Source organism: Lamprocystis purpurea DSM 4197 (assembly GCF_000379525.1).
Taxonomy (GTDB): domain Bacteria; phylum Pseudomonadota; class Gammaproteobacteria; order Chromatiales; family Chromatiaceae; genus Thiodictyon; species Thiodictyon purpureum.
In genome coordinates this window covers 31,541-48,565 of sequence record NZ_KB902419.1, presented here as the reverse complement: position 1 = coordinate 48,565, position 17,025 = coordinate 31,541, and the positions used below count along the sequence as shown (strand labels likewise).

Here is a 17,025-nt window from a genome sequence, read left to right as displayed (position 1 = left end):
TACCAGATCACCGAAACAGAATAGGCGTCGAAGAGAGGATCCGCTGTGACGATTTCCATTTCATCTGTTCCTGTCAGGCAGAGGATCGTTAAAGTCGTCGGCCATGTGAATCCGGCCACGAAACAGGCCCATCTTTAACGGCTGTCGCCGGATCACTTCAGTCGTCGGCGAGTTAACAGGCACTTGATCTGCGTCCCTACTGCCTTGGTCAGGGATGCTGACATGAATCCTGGCCCACTGGTGCGCATACCCAGCCGGTACCTTGAACCGGATCTCATTATGTTCGTCAATTTCTGCTCGCAAGTCTATCGTTTGCATGTTTATAACTTCTTTGTCCGCAGTGATCGCATAGGCTGTGCCCATAAACATTTCAGTCGACATGGGGTCGCTCCCCGCCATATAGATACACGTCGACGTTCTCCGACCAGTCGGAAGGAGCTTCCAGCTCAATCGCACGCGCCGTGTGAAGGAAAGACGGGTCCGTGCGCTCGGCGGGCGGCAGGTTCTCGATGATCACGCGCACGCGGGTATTGGGGGCTAGGGCGATCTGCTGGGTCGGACGAAAGACCTCCCCGTCGTACAATGCTTCAATCGTCTCAGTCATTGTTTACCTCGTTCTGCTGGCATCAATCCAGGATTGCAGCCGCCGTCATCACGCGACTCTGGAGCGCGAAGAACATGTATTGGTGTCATCCATAGAAGATCTATCTTTGGATCTGCCGTGTTATTACAACCGATCGGCGATAGCGGAATCCAGCAGCCTTCTGTCATGGATGACGGAAAGCACCTGCACGTCGTCACCGGATACCTGATAAATTACCCGAGAGCTATAAATGAAATGCTCGCGGATTGCGGGATCTGCCAGTTCCGGAACGACTCGTCCCATCAGCGGCTGCGTCAGGAATAACTCACCAAGTTCGAGAATCTCCGAGACGACGCGCCGCGCGTAGACCGCCGAATCGCGGGCGATATAGCGGGCAATCGCATCGATATCGTCGAGCGCCTTCAGCGCCCAGATCAGTTCGCCAGCCATGTTGCTAGACGCGCCTTCGCCTCGTCAGCCGTGAATGAGCGACCGTCCTCGATGTCTTTTCGACCCTTGCCGATCTTCTCCAGCACATAGAGGTGGTATTGGATATCTTCCAGGGTGCAGTTGTCGGGCAGGTGCCGCAGCACTGATTCGGCTTGTTGTTTCGCGGTTTGCATTGCTTGGTTTCCTGTTAAATAATTCGCCTCACCTCGTTCCCACGCTCAGCGTGGGAATGCAGTCTCGGCCGCTCCAGCGGCCCGATTAGCCACGCGACGCTAGAGCGTCGGGACTTGCTCCCACGCTGGAGCGTGGGAGCCAGAGCAAATCAGCAAACAAGCATAACGTCACATGATCCGTCGCGCTCGTAAAGGGTGGCCCGGAATTGCGCTGCCGCCTGGCTCACTTGATCTTCCTTGTTCCAACAATATCGAATGGCGCTGCCATTTCAAACGCCGGGTCCTTGCCGCAGTAATCTGACCAAAGCTCCTCCACAACACTTGGTTGAAGTAGATTGATTACGTCCTTTTGTCCCGGTTTACCCTCGTCCAAGCCCCAGGGGAATTTGACTCCACCACGATCCGGACTGTCTGGGCGGCCACGGTCCGTCAGGATGTATCGATTATGAAAGCCTTGGCCTCCGATTCTCTCTTCACATCGTGTTACTTTGAGAACCATACCATCGGGGATTACTTGAGATAAGCGCTCCCGAGACTTGCGCTCGAAATCCGGGATATTCTGGGACCGCGTGTAAAACCAAACTTTATCTAAGCGACAACTCTCGAATCGTCCGACGAGGCACGCTTTGAGAAAAGCACCAACGGTCCTGACGAGATTGTCAAATTTATCCTTATCGGGCTCAAAGTAAGGATCGATGAAGACCACATGCCTGGATATCCTGAGGAGAGGCGCCACGGCGGATGAAAGCGCCTCTGCGGTACGCTCAACTCTTAGCTCTGTCTTTGCATTCCATAAAGAGTTGCCTTCGTCGAGGTTGTCATAAACTAATACGTGATCATGTCCTCGCGGGTTTTTACAGCCAATAATCGCTTGAAATGCGCGCGCTGCATTCTCCCGCTCAGAATTCGTCAACCAATCATCAGAGTCTTCCCACTTGCAGACGCGAACCAGCAACTTTTGCTCGATTTCAGCAAGCTTTTCAACTATGCGCAAACGATCCATGTCGCTCACTCCCTCAAGCCCATCATAAACCATCTTCGCCCACCTCTTCGGATACCGCGAAATCAGCCTGCCATTGGCGACTCCAAATTTCTCTGTTAGATATCGAAAGCGCTCCCAGTTCGTTAGCAAACCCGGATCGACGGCGAATTCCTTGATCATCCAAATAACTCCTTTCCCCGCTCCCGGAAAAATCCCTGCGGCCAGGCATCAAGAAACTCGCCGTCCTCGTCGATGCGAATGCGATGGATATGCGGTCCGTCGTCGTCCGGTTCGACGAAATGAACAGCGATGTCCTCGGGCTTCAGGTGCGGCTCGCCCTCGGGTACTTCGCCGTCACTGGTTTCCCTGATCCGGCGCAGGCAGCGCAGCATCAGGTGTTCGCTGTGGGTCTCGACGAGGAACAGGACGTTCGGGTTCTCCTTGGCCTGGCTGATGAACAGGTCAGCCAGCACGACCTGGAAAGCCGGGTGGAGGTTCGACTCGGGCTCTTCGATGGCGACGATTCCCGCGGCGTGTCGCAATGCCGCGACCACCACCGGAATGAGCTGCGACATACCCACCCCAAGGTCCTGGGGTGCCAACGAAACGCCCGTCCGGACATCGCAAAGCTCAAGCTTGTTCGCATCCTCCGGCAATTGTTTAAGTCGCCCGCGAATCGAGTCCACGATGGCGCCGAGATCGCCCAACATGAGGTCTTGCCAAAGCGAGCTTTCCATCGGGAGAATCTTATTTCGATGGACTGCCACGGAATAGTCGGTGCGAAAGCCGGTACTGGACCCGGACAGCCAGTCGTTTACCCGCTGCACAAGCGAGGGATCGGCGACGCCTGCCAACGCATACCAGGCGGCAAGTCCGCTTCCCCAGTCGGGGGCGGAAGGCACGTCGCTCAGCCGAAAGTTCCTGGACGGCAGTCGTCTGTAAGGCCCTAGATAGATGGCATCGTTCTTCAGAGCTTGAAGCAAGATCTCGCCAGGCCGAACGACGAAGGGACGCAACGCTTCAAGGGTACGATCGCGCAACACGTCTAACGACCCGAGCGGTTCGCTCCATCCAGGAAGTGCTGTGCCGATAAACAACAGTTTCTCTGGAATGCGCAGGACCCCGTACCCGTCATATTCTTCGCTGTCTATCAGGCCTTCGAGCAGGTCGTCTAGGGATATGTTCCTGCAGAGGATCTGCAAGTCCTCGGAGACGATACTAACTGTTTCTAGCGCTCCTATCGGTTCATCATAGGCATACCAACCGTCTATAAATATGATGTTTCTGTCTTTCAGCTCCCAAAATTCGGGGCAATCCAAACGCACCCGGCCAGCGGCATGGGCATGATCCAGCAACTCTTGTCTGAGCATGTAATTTAGATTCTGCTTGTGAGTCTCAGGATCGACCGTATCGTCTCCCCAAAGCCCATCGCCGCGAACGATTTCCGACACCAGTTTATCGAAATCGACTCGCGTCATCTTATTGGCGCCGAGGTGAACCCTTTCGTCCGGTGCAGCGACAGTCGCTCCCTGTCGTAGGCCGTGTCGAGAGCTTCCTTTAGACGAGATATAGCGGCGCACCCGGCTTCGGGCAGCGCGCTCAAGATCCCAGTCGAAATCGCTTTTCTCGCCCTGAGTATAGTGCGCTGCCACCACCGGAAATAGCTTGCTGTCCAGAAACGACAGTCGGGCACACTCCTCAGCGTCGTCAACGGTAATCTCGGCGTATTTTGCAGGTCCACGTCCTACGCAATAGCGCAGTACGGCTGGACCGCCGGACGAGCGACGCGAGCGCGCACCCAACCAACCGATCTCCAACTCGACCCAAAGATCGGCGGAAACGTCGTGCGATTCCGAGAGGGCATCGACATTGAAAATCTCGCTTATGCCCTCGTCTTCGGGCTCATCGTCCGAGTCCGCGAACTCCTCATCTTCGTCGAGTGCCTCTTGCCTGACGGCAAGAGCCGGAAGATCAATGGCCAGATCGAATCGCATGCGAATGCTGCGCCTTGCATCGTGGCCGTGGACCAGATTCGCGAACCCTCCCAGATCGACGCTATCGCCGCCCAGCTCGCTACGGCGAGCGTCGCAGTTATTCCGTTCCAACACCTCCCGGGCATACATGATCGCCTGAACGACGGTGCTCTTGCCCGCGTTATTGGGTCCGAACAGCAGCGTCAGCGGCGCAAACTCGATCCGCACCGGCTCGCGGATGCCTTTGAAGTTTTCGAGGGTGAGTGCCTTGATGATCATCGGGTTGTCCTGTGCGTTCCGTGGGTTCTTGTAGTGCCGGTCGCGCTATCGTGAATGTACCAGGTCGGCACCTAACTGTTGCTCGTCCTTGACCTGATCGAGCAGACGGAGATCCTTTCGGACGGTCTCGTCGTCGATGACCATACCGTAGCCGAAGTGCTCCTTGAGGCGGTAATGGAATTCTTCAAAGCCGAGTCCGGCGAGTGCCGCCGCGGCAGCGAAGCTGATCTTGCGGGCATGGTAGAGACCGGCCGCGAGAAAGAAGTCCCCGGCGCCCTGGCCCAGCGACTCCAGGACCGGCACGAAGTCCGGGTTGATCTGCGCGGTGGACATGGGTTCCGGCTCCGGATCGGTTGTTCGTGTGGCGAGTCGTTCGGGGTCGCCGCGCTGTTCCAGTTCGGCGATGGACTCCAGCAGCCGTCGGGCGTTGTTTGGGCTGCGCTGTAGATGGGCAGTCTCTGTCATGGCGTCGTAGCCCTATTGATCGGCAGCCGGTCTAAGAACTCGTTCAGGTAGCCCTTTGCCGATGCCATCGCGTCGGACTCGAATAGGACGATAACGCGGATCGGTCCGGGTGGGACATGATCCGGGAGTCTCACCCGGAGTTCATGGTGCGACTTGATGATGGCGTTGATTTCGATGGCTTGCATCGGAGTGAGTCCACAAAGGTTTGCAGTCGTATTGATCCGCGGTTAGTACCAGTAGAGCAGATGCCATGCCATCACGCCTCGACCCCATGTTTCTTGAGCCAGTTGGTCAAGGTCGTTGGATTGCCGAAGCCGAGCAACCGGGCGGCGCGGGTCTTGTTGCCACCGGTGAGCCGCATCGCCTGTTCCAGATAGTGCCTGGCGATCCGGTCGATGGTGGCATTGAGATCAATCCCTTGGGCAACATCCTGCGCCAGGTGCGGATCGCTCGCCAGGTCCCGCATCGGGCTCGGCAGTAGTGCCTCGCGGGCGTCCTCCAGGTCGATCGTTGGGCCTGGAGTCCAGACGGCGGCACGGCGTAGCGTGTTGAGCATCTCGCGGACGTTGCCGGGCCAGGGGTGCTCAATCAGAAGCTTTCTTGCGGTGACAGAAAGAATCTTTTGGCTGTAGCCGGGCTCGGACTCACTCTCGCGGTTGACCTGATCCATCAGCCGGTCGAGCAGCAGACCGACGTCGCCCTCGCGTTCACGCAGCGGCGGCAGTTGGATGACCGCGACGGCGAGCCGGTAGAAGAGGTCCTCGCGGAAGCGGTCGGCGGCGACCTCCTCGACCAGGGTGCGGTTGGTGGCGGCGAGGATGCGCACCTCGACCGGGGTCGGGGTGGTGGCGCCGACGCGGGTGACCTCGCCTTCCTGGAGTGCGCGCAGGAGTTTGACTTGGGCGGGCTTGGGCAACTCGCCGATCTCATCCAGGAACAGAGTGCCGGTATGGGCGGACTCGAAGTAGCCTTTGCGCTGCCCGGCGGCGCCGGTGAAGGCGCCTTTTTCGTGGCCGAATAACTCGGACTCGATCAGGTCCGGGGCGATGGCGCCGCAGTTGACGGTGACGAAGGGGCGTCCGCGCCTGGGGCTGGCCTGGTGGATGGCGCGGGCGAGCAGTTCCTTGCCGGTGCCGGACTCGCCCTCGATCAGGATGGGGATGGAGCGCGGGGCGGCGCGGCGGGCGCGGGCGATGGCGCGCTGCATGGCGGGGCCGCGGTGACAGATGGCGTCGAATTCGGGGGCGGCGGGCGGCAGGCCGAGGGTGAGCCGTTCGAGCGTCCGGTCGGGACGCTCCAGCAGGTCGGGGAGGAAGTCGGCTGAGATGTCGAAGGGGACCGCGGCCACACGCACGCCGTGCTGGATGGAAGACTCGATCAGTTCTGCAGGGAAGCGGGTTTTCGCGAGAATGATCCACACCGCGGCCATGGCGGGGGNGCCGGGGCTCAGATGAAAGGCGAGTCCGTCACCCGGCGGATGGCCGGCGAGGGTCTCCGCGACGACCGCGCGGGCGTGCCGGTAGATGGCGCCGAAGTCGGTGGGGCTGTCGAGGGTAACGTAGTGAGGGGTGACGGGGATTGGTGCCTGGGTCTGGAGCCAGGCCAGATAATGTGCGGCCACGTCCGGAGCGTAGTCGCAGAGGAGTTCCAGCCGGGCGAAGCGGCCGGTGTGCAGGGCCTGGGTGACGGGACCGAGACCGACTTGCTCGGTCTCAGTGACGGCCCGCAGATCAGTGCGGCCGAGCCAACTGATCAGGGTGGTTGCCATGGGGAATCATAACGAATTGTCGGGTGATACAGGATGCTGGTCGCTGCGGCACCATCGTCCTGCGGGGCAAAGAGCGGACAACCCCTGACCGAGACTCTGATCGTGGATGAACAGTCGCCCCCGGATGCAGTCCGTTGGTTGACTGCCATCCAGCGATTCATGTGATCGGCTTGACGCCACCACGGCGGCCAAGACCAAACCCGACACGGTACAAGTCCGGCAAATTCACACGGCCATCTTTCATTGTCTCAAAAATACCAAGGCGCTCAAGATCGTCACGGACCCCGGGCCAGCCGCGTTCGATGTGTTGGGGCGGCAATCTTAAATCTGAAGCGGACCGCAAACCACCCGGAGATAACTCGCCCCAACGCGATTGGACAGCGTCAAAATCACAGGGCACCGTCAACCCACGCAGGGGATGCATGAGTGGCGTAACCCATGGGTAATCTTCGGCCATTTCCGCAACGCGGATTTCCGAAGCTGTCTGTACGCCACGTTTGATGCTTTCGTAGTGAAGCGCATACTCATGGTCTGAATACTGTTCCAATGAATCCTCGGCAGCGGCACGAATGGCAGCGAGAAACGATCGCGGTGAAGTGCGTCCTCGCCCATCGGCCAGATGGCTCACCGACCACACATACGGGACGCCCCGTCGACGGTCGCGGCCCATCCAGAGGCCGGACAGTGCCTCAAACAATCCGCGCTGTTTGACGCCGTCTCGCTTCACGTCCTCCGCGAGACGCCACCCAGATCCGTGCTCATCCGGCAACGAACCGACAACCTCACGGTAGACTTCGCGCATACAAGCGCCATGTTCGTTGGGCGCATTGCAGAGCATTTGCCACATCAAGCCATGAAGATCGTGCGGCGCCCACGTCAGTTCGGCTTTGGTGGCAAGGAGCTTCGAGGCATCGGGGAAGTCTGTGATCGTGCGGGCTGATTGGTCCTCGCGCAGAAACACCTTGGCGTGCAAACACGGATAGGACTTAAGCCAGAGCACGACCCGGAGCAAATCTCGCACGATGCTATCCATCGTTCGCCAGTCACTGCTCGTGCGATCAAGGGCGTCAAAGACGATCAGCCCCAAGCGATGGTCATCCAGGAAATGCTGATTGGCGCGTTCCATCAGCCTGGCTAAGGGCTCGGGATTCTCCTGCACCCAAGAGACTGAATCGCACCAAGCGGCTTTTGGAATGTCCTCCCCGACGACGCCCGTCAGCCAGCGGGCGAGGACCGCGCGCCAGATAGCGTATGGTTCGCTGCCGCTCTGCATGAGTTGCGAAAGCGACGCCCCGTCGGGAAACGCCGCGATATCCGGGGTGACTCCAAACCCGATACGGACATCAGTGCGTTCCAGTTCATGCACCGAAGTCCCAAGCGATGCCCGCACTTCTCTTGACCCGAGCGCCGCCGTCCAGAACGATTTACCCACGCCACGCGCACCGATGACCAGATTGCACTCGATGCGTAGCGCCTTGACATGGGCCGGCGGTAGGTACAGGTGCTGCCGATCGGGTGTTTCGCCGTGGTTCGAGGTCGTGAGCGGTATCGCCTCGATAATGGCCTGTCGGATGCGTTGCACGTCACACATGATTCGCTTCTTCATCGCCGCCCATGAAATTCCACAACCCTTCGACGACAGGACCGAAAATGGCATCCACCTCGCGCGCGTCGACGACCTGGAAGCGTTCATGCAACGAGCGAACGGCCGCGAAACCGCGATGCCAGCGGATCGGCCACGGGTAATGGGGTGCGCCTTCGTCGGATTTGTCGAAGCTCCAGGTGCTGTCAACTGCCAACGCGCCGGCGGGCACCTCGTCGTAAAGTTCCTCAGCAAACACAGCCCAGGCGCGCTCACGTAATCCATCGAAATAGGCAGCCCCATCCACGTCCGGAACCATTGCGCCAATCAACTGCAGCCGCTCCCGGATCTCCCGCACGACACCGGTGGTACGCCAATGGCGGAACAGGATACGGTGGCCGGACCAGGTCTGCTCCCCGTCGATGGCGCAGAGCAGTACCAGGTTCGCGCCGAGATCGGTCACACAGGCCGACGCCACCTCGTCGATGCCGGCGCGCGAATCGATCAGGATCACGTCAGGCTTCCAGCGCGCTTCGAGTGCATCCAACAGGCGTTGCAAACGTTGCGACCAGGACTCGCGCCGACCATCGTTCGCGATCTTCGGCATCCAGGCACGACCGAGTTTCGCCACATATTCGCCGGGGTTTGCGCCATGTGCCGGTACCACATAGATCTCGCCATCATGGGACAAGGTACTGGTGGCGGCCATGTCCTCAAACACTGCCTCGCCATTCTCCACCAAGTCTTCTACCAGCCAGTCGACGATACCGAAGGCGGGCCGCCGCTCTTGGGGCAGCAAGGAGGACGACAGCCCCGGCGACTCCAGGTCCAGGTCGAGCACCAGGACCCGTTTACCCCGCTCGGCCAGTGCCCAGGCCGACGCGGCCAAGGCCGTCGATCGACCAAGGCCGCCCTTGATCGAGAAAAACACGACTCGCGTCACCCCTGCCGTGAGCGGAGCGATGGATGACCAGTTCCCTTCGGTGGCGAGTCGATCGATGACCGACACGCCAGAGACGCCAGCGAGCGGAAAATGCGGAATCCCTTCAATGACCGATTCCACGCTTTCCTCGAACAGCACGGCCCGGTTCGGCTCGAAGCCATGAAGGTCAAGCCTGCGGCGCATCTCACCCGCGATGGCATCGAGTGCCGCCCGCGCTGATGCGTCTTCCTGCCATTTTTCCGCGACGATCAGCCGCACCCGACCATTCAGATCGCGATTGATAACTATCGGCACCATACGTCGCACAGCGTCCGCGTAATCCTGGAAGATCGTGCTGATTTCAGGAAGAACACCGTCGAAGGTGGTCATATTAAACCCTCTACCATCGCTTTCTTGATCAACGCATGGACGACGGCCGCACCCGTGCGATGTGGTTTCACTCGTGGCGCATCGATATCGCGTTGGTGTGCGTAGCGCTGCGACACGTCCCAATCGAGAAACGGGCTGGGCGTCGGTAGACCATAATGCGTTCCCTGGTGGTGGCCTGAGCGATAGCTTTCATAGCGATCCCACGCATTGCCCGATTTATTTGCCTCCATCACATGCACGCGGTCGAATTTGTTCTGAGGACCGCCGTCTGAAGTGAGCGTCATGCCGAAGGCGTGCATCAATCGCTTCAAGCCACATTCGGCAGCCACCCCGTAAAGGTGATCGGCATTCGCAAGGCGCCCGAGACCAAATAGCAGTTCGGCGTCCTGCCAGTGGCGGTGGTGTGCGTCGAGAAAGTCTGCGTTCATTGAATAAACTTATTCCTCGGTGTGGTCCGGTAGAGCGTATCGCATCGCGGGCTTTCAGGCTATCGATGGTGGCGTTGCACTGGACATCCTTCGGGACAGTTGGGGTTCGTTCCTCACCCCAACCTGCGGCGCTCAATCATCGAATTGAGGCCGCTCAACAGCATTGACATGATTGACCCACTGCGCCAGACGATCTAGCCGGGATCGTATTTCATCATCGGTAAGCGTACCGTCACGCGCATGTTCAAATAGGCTTTCCAGTGCAACAGGAAGCCCAGACGGATATTCAATCGAATCGTGCGTGAGATTTTCGTAAAGAAAGGGAGCCCCGCGCGGATCGCAGTCGCCGTTGATCGCACTATGAGCTACGTGCCAACCATCCTCAAGAACGGTCAGTTCGTAATCGTCGTTTTGTTTGAAGCGCGGGCAATATACCGGGAATGTGAAAGTTCGCTTTTTGTCGCGGTCACTCATGGGACAAATACTCGATAGAGTTACTGAAGATGCCAGATTTCGGTTTGGCCGCGCGCGGACGTGCGGAAAGCCTGCCGCTAAGGCACTTAGGCACTTAGGCCGGAAATCTCGCTCCGGACTGGACGTTTCAGCCAACCAAAGTGGCGGCGGGTGGGACGGCGGCTGGCACTGGTGGCGGACCGCAACCCTTGTCACGCTTGCGTTTTCCCCGTCGCTTGCTCCCGCCTTATCGTACGTGTCTGACACTATAGATAAGGCAGGCGGCTTTTTCAAGGTGCATCTCAGTGGTTCCGCTCGGCACGCAGCAGGCGCTTTTCGACCTTATGAACGGGCCGATAGACCGTGACCACGGTCTCCCCGCCCATCACGACGCGACAGCCACGCAGTCGTTCCAGGGCGGCGATTTCCCGCTTGCGCGTTTCGATTGCGCGGGCAACATCCTGATCGAGCAGCATGACGCTGTCTTCGCCGAGTAGTGTTCCAGCGTCCAGGACCATCGCGACATCGCGTTCACGCAGGCCCCGCTGGCGCACTCGCGCAAGGGCGTGATTGGAGAAGGCGAGTTTCATCCGGCCACCTTCCCGGTAACTGCCAAGTCGGTATCGATATCGGCACGGGCGCCGAGATAGTCGAACAGGTCGTCGAGAAATTCCTCGATCGCGTCGCGGAACTGGAGGCATTCCTGCGCTAAGTCCTCCTCTCCGGTTTCCTCGAGTATCCTTGCTGCATGTTCATGTTGCTTCGCGTATCGACGTAGCAGTTGAAGCAGCTTGCGCTGACTGACTGTGTCGCGGCCCTCCCTGAGGGTCGCGCCGATCTCTAAGCTCAGATCGATGTTTTCCTGACGAATTGCGGCCTCATCCGGAGTAAGAGTCCAATCCGAACGGAAGTACGAGTCGAAAAATCCAAACGTGTCGCACCTCGATTCCAGTAGGCGTAGGGCGCGTTCACGAAGCCCCGCCGCTTGCAAGCCGGAAAGCATGAGACGAGCACGCTGGATGTTGGTAACGCCAAGAGCGATCACTGAGCCGGTGATTTCGCCTCGACCGTCTTTAGAAAACTCGCAGATCTGATAACCATCCTGGCTCTTGACGATCCGCGGCTCGCAGTCGGTATCGCGTAAGGCGCGCAGTAGCGGCATCGCGAGCCTCAGCACGATCGCTTCTTTCGCCATCAACGGAATCCGGTCCTCCTTCAGCCAACCGGTCACCGTCGACTCGCCGACCTCGAGGTACTTGCAGAACTCCTTACGTGTCATCGGGTCTGCGCGATCGAAGTGCTTGGTGAGTTGCGCCGCATCCAAGTGTTTTGCGCAGAAATCGCTTATTCCGTCTGCTCCGACGTCGAGAAGCGAATTTAGATGGGATTTTCCGAACAACATTCGTGCTCTCCTGACTTGTCTAATTCGACTTTCAGATTAGACGCAGAAAAGTCGGATGTCAAGGATTCTGGCATAAGAAATTTCGTAAACCGAATTCTAACGGCGTAATTTTGCGTTTTCCGAAAAGGTCTAACTTTTTCTACCGGAAAACGTGGCGAGGCGAAGACCCTGAAGAATGCCGCGCGACACGGGAACCGGCGCTCGCTCCGGGAACGGCGAGGCCGCTGGAGGTCAGGCAGGTCGCCTACCGAGGGCGGCTTGATTCCTCTCCAACCCAGCACTGCGTGTTCGGGTCCCGTTGTGGGCACCGCTGCGCCGACAAAGGTGGATGGATGCACGCGAAACAGCCGGGCCGCATCGGCGCCGATCCTCTGGTCCGAAGGTCGCATCACGGACCGGGCGCCGCCGCCGAAACAACGCAATGGGCAGACCGAACGGCCGAAACAACCGACGAATGGGCAGCCGTCCACTTGCTTCGCGGGCAGACTGAATTTACGCTCACCAAGCGCGCCAGGTACACAAAGGCAGCGCGATCGAATAAACGCACATGGAGATCCTCAATGAAAACGTCTTGCTCCCGCTTGTCGCACACCGCTTGGTTATCCGCCGCCCTGATTGCACTGTCTGCTGGTCCAGTCCTGGCCGAGTCCGCCTGCAAGGGGCTCGGGCAGGGTCCCTGCGCGGGCAAGACGGACTGCACCTGGGTCGATGGGTACACCCGCAAGGACGGCATCACTGTGTCCGGCCATTGTAAGGCCGTCAGTAAGCGGGATGAGGCCGCGGCCGCCAAGGAGATGACTCCCGCCGCCAAAGAGAAGCCGGCGCCGGTGGTCGTCAAGGAGAAGGCGCCGACGGCAACGGCTGCAAGCACGGGCGCCGTGGAAGCGCCGCCCGCCAAGGTCAAGAACGCCGCGACGCTGCCGACGCAACCAGCGGCTCAATAGTCAGGCGACGGCGCGGGATGTCCGCGCCGCCGCGGGTCAGGCTTCAGGCGGCGCGGTCTGCGGCAGACCCAGCAGGTCCGACACGGCAGCGACCGATTGCTCGATGATGATTTGACGGCGGGCCGGCGAGCCGGCATCCACGCCGGTACAGACCGTTTCACACAGCCAATCCGTCGGCGACTCGAAATCGCAGTGACTGGCCCCCGCGACCGGTATGAGTCGCGCCTTCTGGCTGACGGCGAAGACCGCGCGGCCATTGTTGCCGGCGTTGCAGCCGGCCGGCTCCCCGGCCAGTCCGATCAGCGGCTTGTCCAGGGCGCGCGCCATCCCGACCCCGATCCCCTGCGTATCGACCAAATCCAGCACCAGGACGCCAATGGCGGTCGGATCCAGCCGCCCGGCGACCAGGGCGGCCAATCCGCCAGCCGAGAAACCCGCATAGACCACCTGCCGCGCTCCCAGATCGCGGGCGACGGCGATCATGTCGCGGCCGTTCTGGACGTGCCGGCCGTCCCAGGGGCGGCTGTTGCAGAGGTTCAGGGTCACGGCGGGGATACCCCGTTCGGCCAGCGCGATGGCCAGGCCCTCCAGGCGGCGTTGGTCGCGCAGAAAGCCGTGGGCGAGGATGACCGGGGTCTGCGTGCGCGGTTGGCGCGGCGCAAACCGCCGGGTCTCGATCCGGCAACCGGTGGCGGACTGCAGGATGCCCGCTTGAATGACGAGACCGCCGGCCGTGCCGGGGGCCGTCAAGGTGCTGGCTGCGTTTGGTGGGAGGAGGGTGCCCGACGCGCGTCGGCCCATGCTGGGACAGCCGACCAGCGCAAGTGTGAGCGCCAGGGCGGCCAGCAGACCGGCGCCGAGCCGGGTGCGTGTGGCGGATGGCGATGGCGGTTTCATGCGTTCAAAGGTGGGGACGATCCGCGGTTTCCGAGGCGGAGCGTCCCCGCGGCAGGGTCGACTGAAACCGCCCGGATGCGCCCTTACCGGGCCTCAGACGCTGCTATAATGTCAAGCCGGCTTGACACTTGGGTGCGTCACCCGGGCCGGATCTTTCACCGCTCATCGCGCAACCGCGACAGGATTCCCATGAACGCCACGACCGTACATCCATTGAATCATCCCAACGACGCCGGTATCGTCCGCCGTGTGGCCCTGCCCGATGCCCTGGATGCCGCGCGTACCCGCATCCGTGTCCCCGAATTCGGTCAACTGAGCTATTACAGCGCCGGCCCCGGCCAGGGTCGCCCGCTGGTGCTGATTCACAGCATCAATGCCGCCCCCAGCGCCTATGAGATGAAGCCGCTGTTCGACCGCTACCGCTCCGAGCGCCCGGTGCTCGTGCCCGATCTGCCGGGCTTCGGCTTCTCCGACCGGCCGGATATCGCCTACACGCCCGACGTCTTCGTCAATGCCTTGGTCGAATTCATGCGCCGGGTCGTGGTTCAGCCCGCCGACCTGGTGTCACTCTCGCTGGGCGGAGAATTCGCCGCGCGGGTAGCCATCGAGGTGCCGGAACTGGTCAACTCGCTGGTGCTGATCTCACCTACCGGGTTCAGTTCCCGCACCATGCCCGGCGGTGAGAAGGGTATGCGCCTGCATCGCGTCATCAGCCTGCCCGGTCTGGGTCAGGGCGCCTATACCGCGCTGACCTCGCGGCCCAGCATCCGCTATTTCCTGCGGCGCTCATTCGTCGGTCCGGTGCCGGAGGCGATGGTCGAGTACGCCTATGCGACGACCCATCAGCCAGGCGCGCGCTTTGCGCCGCTCTACTTCCTGGCCGGCCAGATCTTCACCCAGGACGCGACCAACCAGATTTATTCCAAGGTAACCCAGCGCGCCTTGGTGCTCTACGATCGGGATCCGAACATCAACTTCGATCTCTTGCCGGCGTTCCTGCCCGGCCGGGCGAACTGGCAGGCCCAGCGCGTCACGCCGTCGCTCGGCGTGCCGCATTGGGAGCGCCTCCCCGAGACCGCGACCGCCATCGAGGGCTTTTGGGCCGGGCAGAACTGACGGCCAACCCGCGCGTCCCCATCGAACGCGAACGTTCAGCGGCGACGGCCCCGCCCGGCTTACGGGTCGGGGCCGCGCACCCCGCGGCCAGCCGCGCGGCTGGCCCGTCACACGACACGCCGAGCAGGCGGGAGGATTGGGATGGAACAGGTTGCCGAACTGCATCCGGGCATTGATTCAACGGCGCTGGCGCAGCGGGAAAACCTGCTGAGTCCGCGTTTCTATACCACCGATTATGCAGCCATGGATGCACTGGACGTGAGTCCGGTGCGCCGTGAATTCGACGAGATGATGGCCGAGTTCGCGCGGGATGAAAACCGCACGCACTTTCGCCGGGTCGAGGACTTCACCGCCGACGCCGCCCGCATTCCGCCGCATGTGCGTCAGGAGTTCCTGGACTTCCTGATCAGCTCGGTCACCGCCGAATTCTCCGGCTGCGTGCTCTATACCGAGATCAAAAAGCACGTTGATAATCCCGACATCCAGGCGCTGATGGGCTATATGGCCCGCGATGAATCCCGCCACGCGGGTTTCATCAATAAGTCATTGGCCGACATGGGTGTCGCGGTTGACTTGGGCTTCCTGAAGAAGGCCAAGAAATACACGTATTTCCGTCCCAAGTTCATCATGTACGCGACCTATCTGTCGGAGAAGATCGGTTACGCGCGCTACATCACCATCTTCCGGCATCTGGAGCGGCATCCCGAGTACCGTTTCCATCCCATTTTCGAGTGGTTCGAGGAATGGTGTAATGACGAATACCGTCATGGCGAAGCCTTCGCCCTGCTGATGCGTGCCCAGCCGCATCTGCTGCGCGGGCTCAACCGCTATTGGATTCGGTTTTTCGTGCTCGCCGTCTACGCCACCATGTATGTCCGCGACCACACCCGCCCCGTGCTCTACGAGGCCCTGGGTATCGATCCGACCGAATTCGACTATCAGGTGTTCGCCATCACCACCGAGATCAGCCGGCAGGTGTTCCCGCTGACGCTGGAGACGGACGACCCGCGCTTCCGGGCCGGTCTGGCTGATCTGCTCGTGGTCGCGCAAGCCAGCGCTGCCGCCAAGGCGCAGGGCGGCGTCATCGGTTCGCTCAAACGCGCGGGGCTGAGCGTCAAGGCCGCGCTGCTGTTCGCTCGACTTTACTTCCTGCCCACCAGCCCGAATCAGGCGCCGGAGCGGGTGCGGGTTGCCCCGGCCTGGTGAGCATCGGTCTGAATGGTCAGCAGAAACTCCATGCGCGACTCGGCAGTGCCGAAATAGCTCCCTTCCACCGGTAAGGTGCCGGCCGGGTCCAGGGCCGCGGCGAGCGGGAGATGCCCGTCCGCGACCGCAATCCCCCGCGTGGGATCGTAACCGTACCAGCCGGCCCCCGGCAGATAGACCTCGGGCCAGGCATGGAGGTAGCGCCGGTCGGTCTCCATGGCCGAACGGTCCTGATAGCCGCTGACGAAGCGGGCCGCTAAGCCTGCGGCGTGACAGAGTGCCACGAAGAGCACGGTCTGATCACGACAGGCGCCGCGACCCCGGTCGAGTGTTTCCGATGGGGTCTGCGGGGCGCCGGTGGGGCGGATTTCGCGGACGATCGATGCGTAAATCCACTGATTCAGGCACTCCAGATACGCCAGGAGATCGCCGCCCGCCCGCTCCTGCAGGCGTGTCGCCAGTTGGGTCACGGCGGGTGGGGCCGGCGGTCCGGACAGGTACGGGGCGAGCGGATCGGCCTCCGCGGCTGGATAACTCAGGGGCAACAGGCGATGCGCCGCGTCCAACACCGGCACATACTCCGCGGCGGAACCGGTCTCCACCACCAGGTGGGTGGTGAGACACAGATGCCGGGTTTCGCCGATGAATTGCAGCCGCACGACGCGGTTACCGGCCGGGTCCAGACACTCCAGTCGAACCGACGGGGCTGGGTCTACCTCAAGCTGGTAGTGGATCTCGCTCAGGGGCCCGCCGGGGCGGGGCCGCAAGCGGACCGTTTGGGGTCCCAGCCGCACCGGTTCGCTGTAGGTATAGGTGGTCGTGTGGTCAGTCTCGATTCGCATGGTCCGGTCGATTTCATCGGTGAAGTGGGGCGTCAGAGCGACGCGTCATGGTCCCACAAGAAGACCGCGGGAGCTGACCTTGCGGATCGATGCCATCCGCCGCCGTGAAATCCAGCCGCTGAGCGGACCGGGGTTCGGTAAAATCAAATCTCGACCCCAACCAGATCCAG

The 17,025-nt window shown here is 60.9% G+C and carries 20 protein-coding genes; 3 read left to right on the top strand and 17 right to left on the bottom strand.

Annotated features, from left to right (window positions below):
- Window positions 1-60: 60 nt before the first annotated feature.
- The 15 genes from A39O_RS32370 to A39O_RS0106850 all read right to left on the bottom strand — a co-directional run bounded on the left by A39O_RS32370 (window position 61) and on the right by A39O_RS0106850 (window position 11,850).
- A complete protein-coding gene (locus tag A39O_RS32370) occupies window positions 61-381 on the bottom strand; it encodes a hypothetical protein (protein WP_157639760.1) in 321 nt (106 codons plus the stop codon).
- Window positions 371-604 carry an antitoxin family protein gene (locus A39O_RS0106920; RefSeq protein WP_020503963.1) on the bottom strand — a complete coding sequence of 78 codons (234 nt, stop codon included), beginning with the start codon at window positions 602-604 and terminating at the stop codon, window positions 371-373. Before A39O_RS0106920 ends, A39O_RS32370 begins: the two co-directional genes overlap by 11 nt.
- A 123-nt stretch (window positions 605-727) precedes the next feature.
- On the bottom strand, window positions 728-1,033 hold the full coding sequence (locus A39O_RS0106915) for a type II toxin-antitoxin system RelE/ParE family toxin (RefSeq protein ID WP_020503962.1): 306 nt from the start codon (window positions 1,031-1,033) through the stop codon (window positions 728-730).
- Window positions 1,018-1,206, bottom strand: coding sequence for a hypothetical protein (locus A39O_RS0106910; protein WP_020503961.1), 189 nt, complete (start codon window positions 1,204-1,206; stop codon window positions 1,018-1,020). Before A39O_RS0106910 ends, A39O_RS0106915 begins: the two co-directional genes overlap by 16 nt.
- Window positions 1,207-1,429: 223 nt before the next feature.
- A complete protein-coding gene (locus tag A39O_RS0106905; protein ID WP_020503960.1) occupies window positions 1,430-2,368 on the bottom strand; it encodes a hypothetical protein in 939 nt (312 codons plus the stop codon).
- Window positions 2,365-4,440, bottom strand: coding sequence for an AAA family ATPase (locus A39O_RS0106900; RefSeq protein ID WP_020503959.1), 2,076 nt, complete (start codon window positions 4,438-4,440; stop codon window positions 2,365-2,367). Before A39O_RS0106900 ends, A39O_RS0106905 begins: the two co-directional genes overlap by 4 nt.
- Before the next feature lie 45 nt (window positions 4,441-4,485).
- Window positions 4,486-4,905: a type II toxin-antitoxin system Phd/YefM family antitoxin gene (locus A39O_RS43475; protein ID WP_020503958.1), complete on the bottom strand. Its 420-nt coding sequence runs from the start codon at window positions 4,903-4,905 to the stop codon at window positions 4,486-4,488.
- Window positions 4,902-5,090: a hypothetical protein gene (locus A39O_RS0106885; RefSeq protein ID WP_020503957.1), complete on the bottom strand. Its 189-nt coding sequence runs from the start codon at window positions 5,088-5,090 to the stop codon at window positions 4,902-4,904. The genes A39O_RS43475 and A39O_RS0106885 overlap by 4 nt, the downstream gene beginning before the upstream one ends.
- Before the next feature lie 71 nt (window positions 5,091-5,161).
- Complete coding sequence (locus tag A39O_RS43800) at window positions 5,162-6,112, bottom strand: sigma-54 interaction domain-containing protein (RefSeq protein WP_456073019.1); 951 nt, start codon at window positions 6,110-6,112, stop codon at window positions 5,162-5,164.
- 718 nt (window positions 6,113-6,830) lie between these two features.
- Window positions 6,831-8,279 (bottom strand): hypothetical protein, encoded by a 1,449-nt coding sequence (locus tag A39O_RS0106875; protein ID WP_211211550.1) that lies wholly within the window; start codon window positions 8,277-8,279, stop codon window positions 6,831-6,833.
- The gene (locus A39O_RS0106870) at window positions 8,257-9,567 is read right to left on the bottom strand and encodes a ParA family protein (RefSeq protein WP_020503954.1); all 1,311 of its coding nucleotides are present in this window, start codon (window positions 9,565-9,567) and stop codon (window positions 8,257-8,259) included. Before A39O_RS0106870 ends, A39O_RS0106875 begins: the two co-directional genes overlap by 23 nt.
- Complete coding sequence (locus tag A39O_RS0106865) at window positions 9,564-9,995, bottom strand: hypothetical protein (RefSeq protein ID WP_020503953.1); 432 nt, start codon at window positions 9,993-9,995, stop codon at window positions 9,564-9,566. Before A39O_RS0106865 ends, A39O_RS0106870 begins: the two co-directional genes overlap by 4 nt.
- 132 nt (window positions 9,996-10,127) lie before the next feature.
- Window positions 10,128-10,469, bottom strand: coding sequence for a YecA/YgfB family protein (locus tag A39O_RS40490; RefSeq protein ID WP_157639758.1), 342 nt, complete (start codon window positions 10,467-10,469; stop codon window positions 10,128-10,130).
- A 281-nt stretch (window positions 10,470-10,750) separates the two neighbouring features.
- Window positions 10,751-11,038, bottom strand: coding sequence for a DUF4258 domain-containing protein (locus tag A39O_RS0106855; protein ID WP_020503951.1), 288 nt, complete (start codon window positions 11,036-11,038; stop codon window positions 10,751-10,753).
- Window positions 11,035-11,850, bottom strand: coding sequence for a hypothetical protein (locus tag A39O_RS0106850; protein WP_020503950.1), 816 nt, complete (start codon window positions 11,848-11,850; stop codon window positions 11,035-11,037). Before A39O_RS0106850 ends, A39O_RS0106855 begins: the two co-directional genes overlap by 4 nt.
- A 560-nt stretch (window positions 11,851-12,410) precedes the next feature.
- On the opposite strand from A39O_RS0106850, the gene A39O_RS36325 reads away from it, so the two are divergent.
- Entirely contained in the window at window positions 12,411-12,794 is a 384-nt protein-coding gene (locus A39O_RS36325) for a hypothetical protein (RefSeq protein ID WP_157639756.1), read from the top strand.
- A 36-nt stretch (window positions 12,795-12,830) separates the two neighbouring features.
- Here A39O_RS36325 and A39O_RS0106840 read toward each other — a convergent pair whose 3' ends face one another.
- Window positions 12,831-13,691, bottom strand: a complete 861-nt coding sequence (locus A39O_RS0106840; RefSeq protein WP_020503948.1) for an alpha/beta fold hydrolase — start codon at window positions 13,689-13,691, stop codon at window positions 12,831-12,833.
- A gap of 189 nt (window positions 13,692-13,880) precedes the next feature.
- On the opposite strand from A39O_RS0106840, the gene A39O_RS0106835 reads away from it, so the two are divergent.
- Window positions 13,881-14,807 (top strand): alpha/beta hydrolase, encoded by a 927-nt coding sequence (locus tag A39O_RS0106835; protein ID WP_020503947.1) that lies wholly within the window; start codon window positions 13,881-13,883, stop codon window positions 14,805-14,807.
- Window positions 14,808-14,948: 141 nt separating this feature from the next.
- The gene (acsF, locus tag A39O_RS0106830) at window positions 14,949-16,013 is read left to right on the top strand and encodes a magnesium-protoporphyrin IX monomethyl ester (oxidative) cyclase (protein WP_020503946.1); all 1,065 of its coding nucleotides are present in this window, start codon (window positions 14,949-14,951) and stop codon (window positions 16,011-16,013) included.
- Here acsF and A39O_RS32360 read toward each other — a convergent pair.
- Window positions 15,974-16,855: a transglutaminase family protein gene (locus A39O_RS32360; RefSeq protein ID WP_020503945.1), complete on the bottom strand. Its 882-nt coding sequence runs from the start codon at window positions 16,853-16,855 to the stop codon at window positions 15,974-15,976. The genes acsF and A39O_RS32360 overlap by 40 nt on opposite strands.
- Window positions 16,856-17,025 lie beyond the last annotated feature (170 nt).

Excerpts from the sequence above, each read along its gene's own strand:
- A39O_RS0106915 (WP_020503962.1), bottom strand. The coding sequence starts at position 1,033 with ATGGCTGGCGAACTGATCTGGGCGCTGAAGGCGCTCGACGATATCGAT.
- A39O_RS36325 (WP_157639756.1), top strand. The coding sequence starts at position 12,411 with ATGAAAACGTCTTGCTCCCGCTTGTCGCACACCGCTTGGTTATCCGCC.
- A39O_RS0106905 (WP_020503960.1), bottom strand. The coding sequence starts at position 2,368 with ATGATCAAGGAATTCGCCGTCGATCCGGGTTTGCTAACGAACTGGGAG.
- A39O_RS0106900 (WP_020503959.1), bottom strand. The coding sequence starts at position 4,440 with ATGATCATCAAGGCACTCACCCTCGAAAACTTCAAAGGCATCCGCGAG.
- A39O_RS0106920 (WP_020503963.1), bottom strand. The coding sequence starts at position 604 with ATGACTGAGACGATTGAAGCATTGTACGACGGGGAGGTCTTTCGTCCG.
- A39O_RS0106910 (WP_020503961.1), bottom strand. The coding sequence starts at position 1,206 with ATGCAAACCGCGAAACAACAAGCCGAATCAGTGCTGCGGCACCTGCCC.
- acsF (WP_020503946.1), top strand. The coding sequence starts at position 14,949 with ATGGAACAGGTTGCCGAACTGCATCCGGGCATTGATTCAACGGCGCTG.
- A39O_RS0106850 (WP_020503950.1), bottom strand. The coding sequence starts at position 11,850 with ATGTTGTTCGGAAAATCCCATCTAAATTCGCTTCTCGACGTCGGAGCA.
- A39O_RS43475 (WP_020503958.1), bottom strand. The coding sequence starts at position 4,905 with ATGACAGAGACTGCCCATCTACAGCGCAGCCCAAACAACGCCCGACGG.
- A39O_RS0106870 (WP_020503954.1), bottom strand. The coding sequence starts at position 9,567 with ATGACCACCTTCGACGGTGTTCTTCCTGAAATCAGCACGATCTTCCAG.
- A39O_RS0106855 (WP_020503951.1), bottom strand. The coding sequence starts at position 11,038 with ATGAAACTCGCCTTCTCCAATCACGCCCTTGCGCGAGTGCGCCAGCGG.
- A39O_RS0106885 (WP_020503957.1), bottom strand. The coding sequence starts at position 5,090 with ATGCAAGCCATCGAAATCAACGCCATCATCAAGTCGCACCATGAACTC.
- A39O_RS0106835 (WP_020503947.1), top strand. The coding sequence starts at position 13,881 with ATGAACGCCACGACCGTACATCCATTGAATCATCCCAACGACGCCGGT.
- A39O_RS0106840 (WP_020503948.1), bottom strand. The coding sequence starts at position 13,691 with ATGAAACCGCCATCGCCATCCGCCACACGCACCCGGCTCGGCGCCGGT.
- A39O_RS0106865 (WP_020503953.1), bottom strand. The coding sequence starts at position 9,995 with ATGAACGCAGACTTTCTCGACGCACACCACCGCCACTGGCAGGACGCC.
- A39O_RS40490 (WP_157639758.1), bottom strand. The coding sequence starts at position 10,469 with ATGAGTGACCGCGACAAAAAGCGAACTTTCACATTCCCGGTATATTGC.
- A39O_RS32360 (WP_020503945.1), bottom strand. The coding sequence starts at position 16,855 with ATGCGAATCGAGACTGACCACACGACCACCTATACCTACAGCGAACCG.
- A39O_RS0106875 (WP_211211550.1), bottom strand. The coding sequence starts at position 8,279 with ATGAAGAAGCGAATCATGTGTGACGTGCAACGCATCCGACAGGCCATT.
- A39O_RS43800 (WP_456073019.1), bottom strand. The coding sequence starts at position 6,112 with ATGCAGCGCGCCATCGCCCGCGCCCGCCGCGCCGCCCCGCGCTCCATC.
- A39O_RS32370 (WP_157639760.1), bottom strand. The coding sequence starts at position 381 with ATGTCGACTGAAATGTTTATGGGCACAGCCTATGCGATCACTGCGGAC.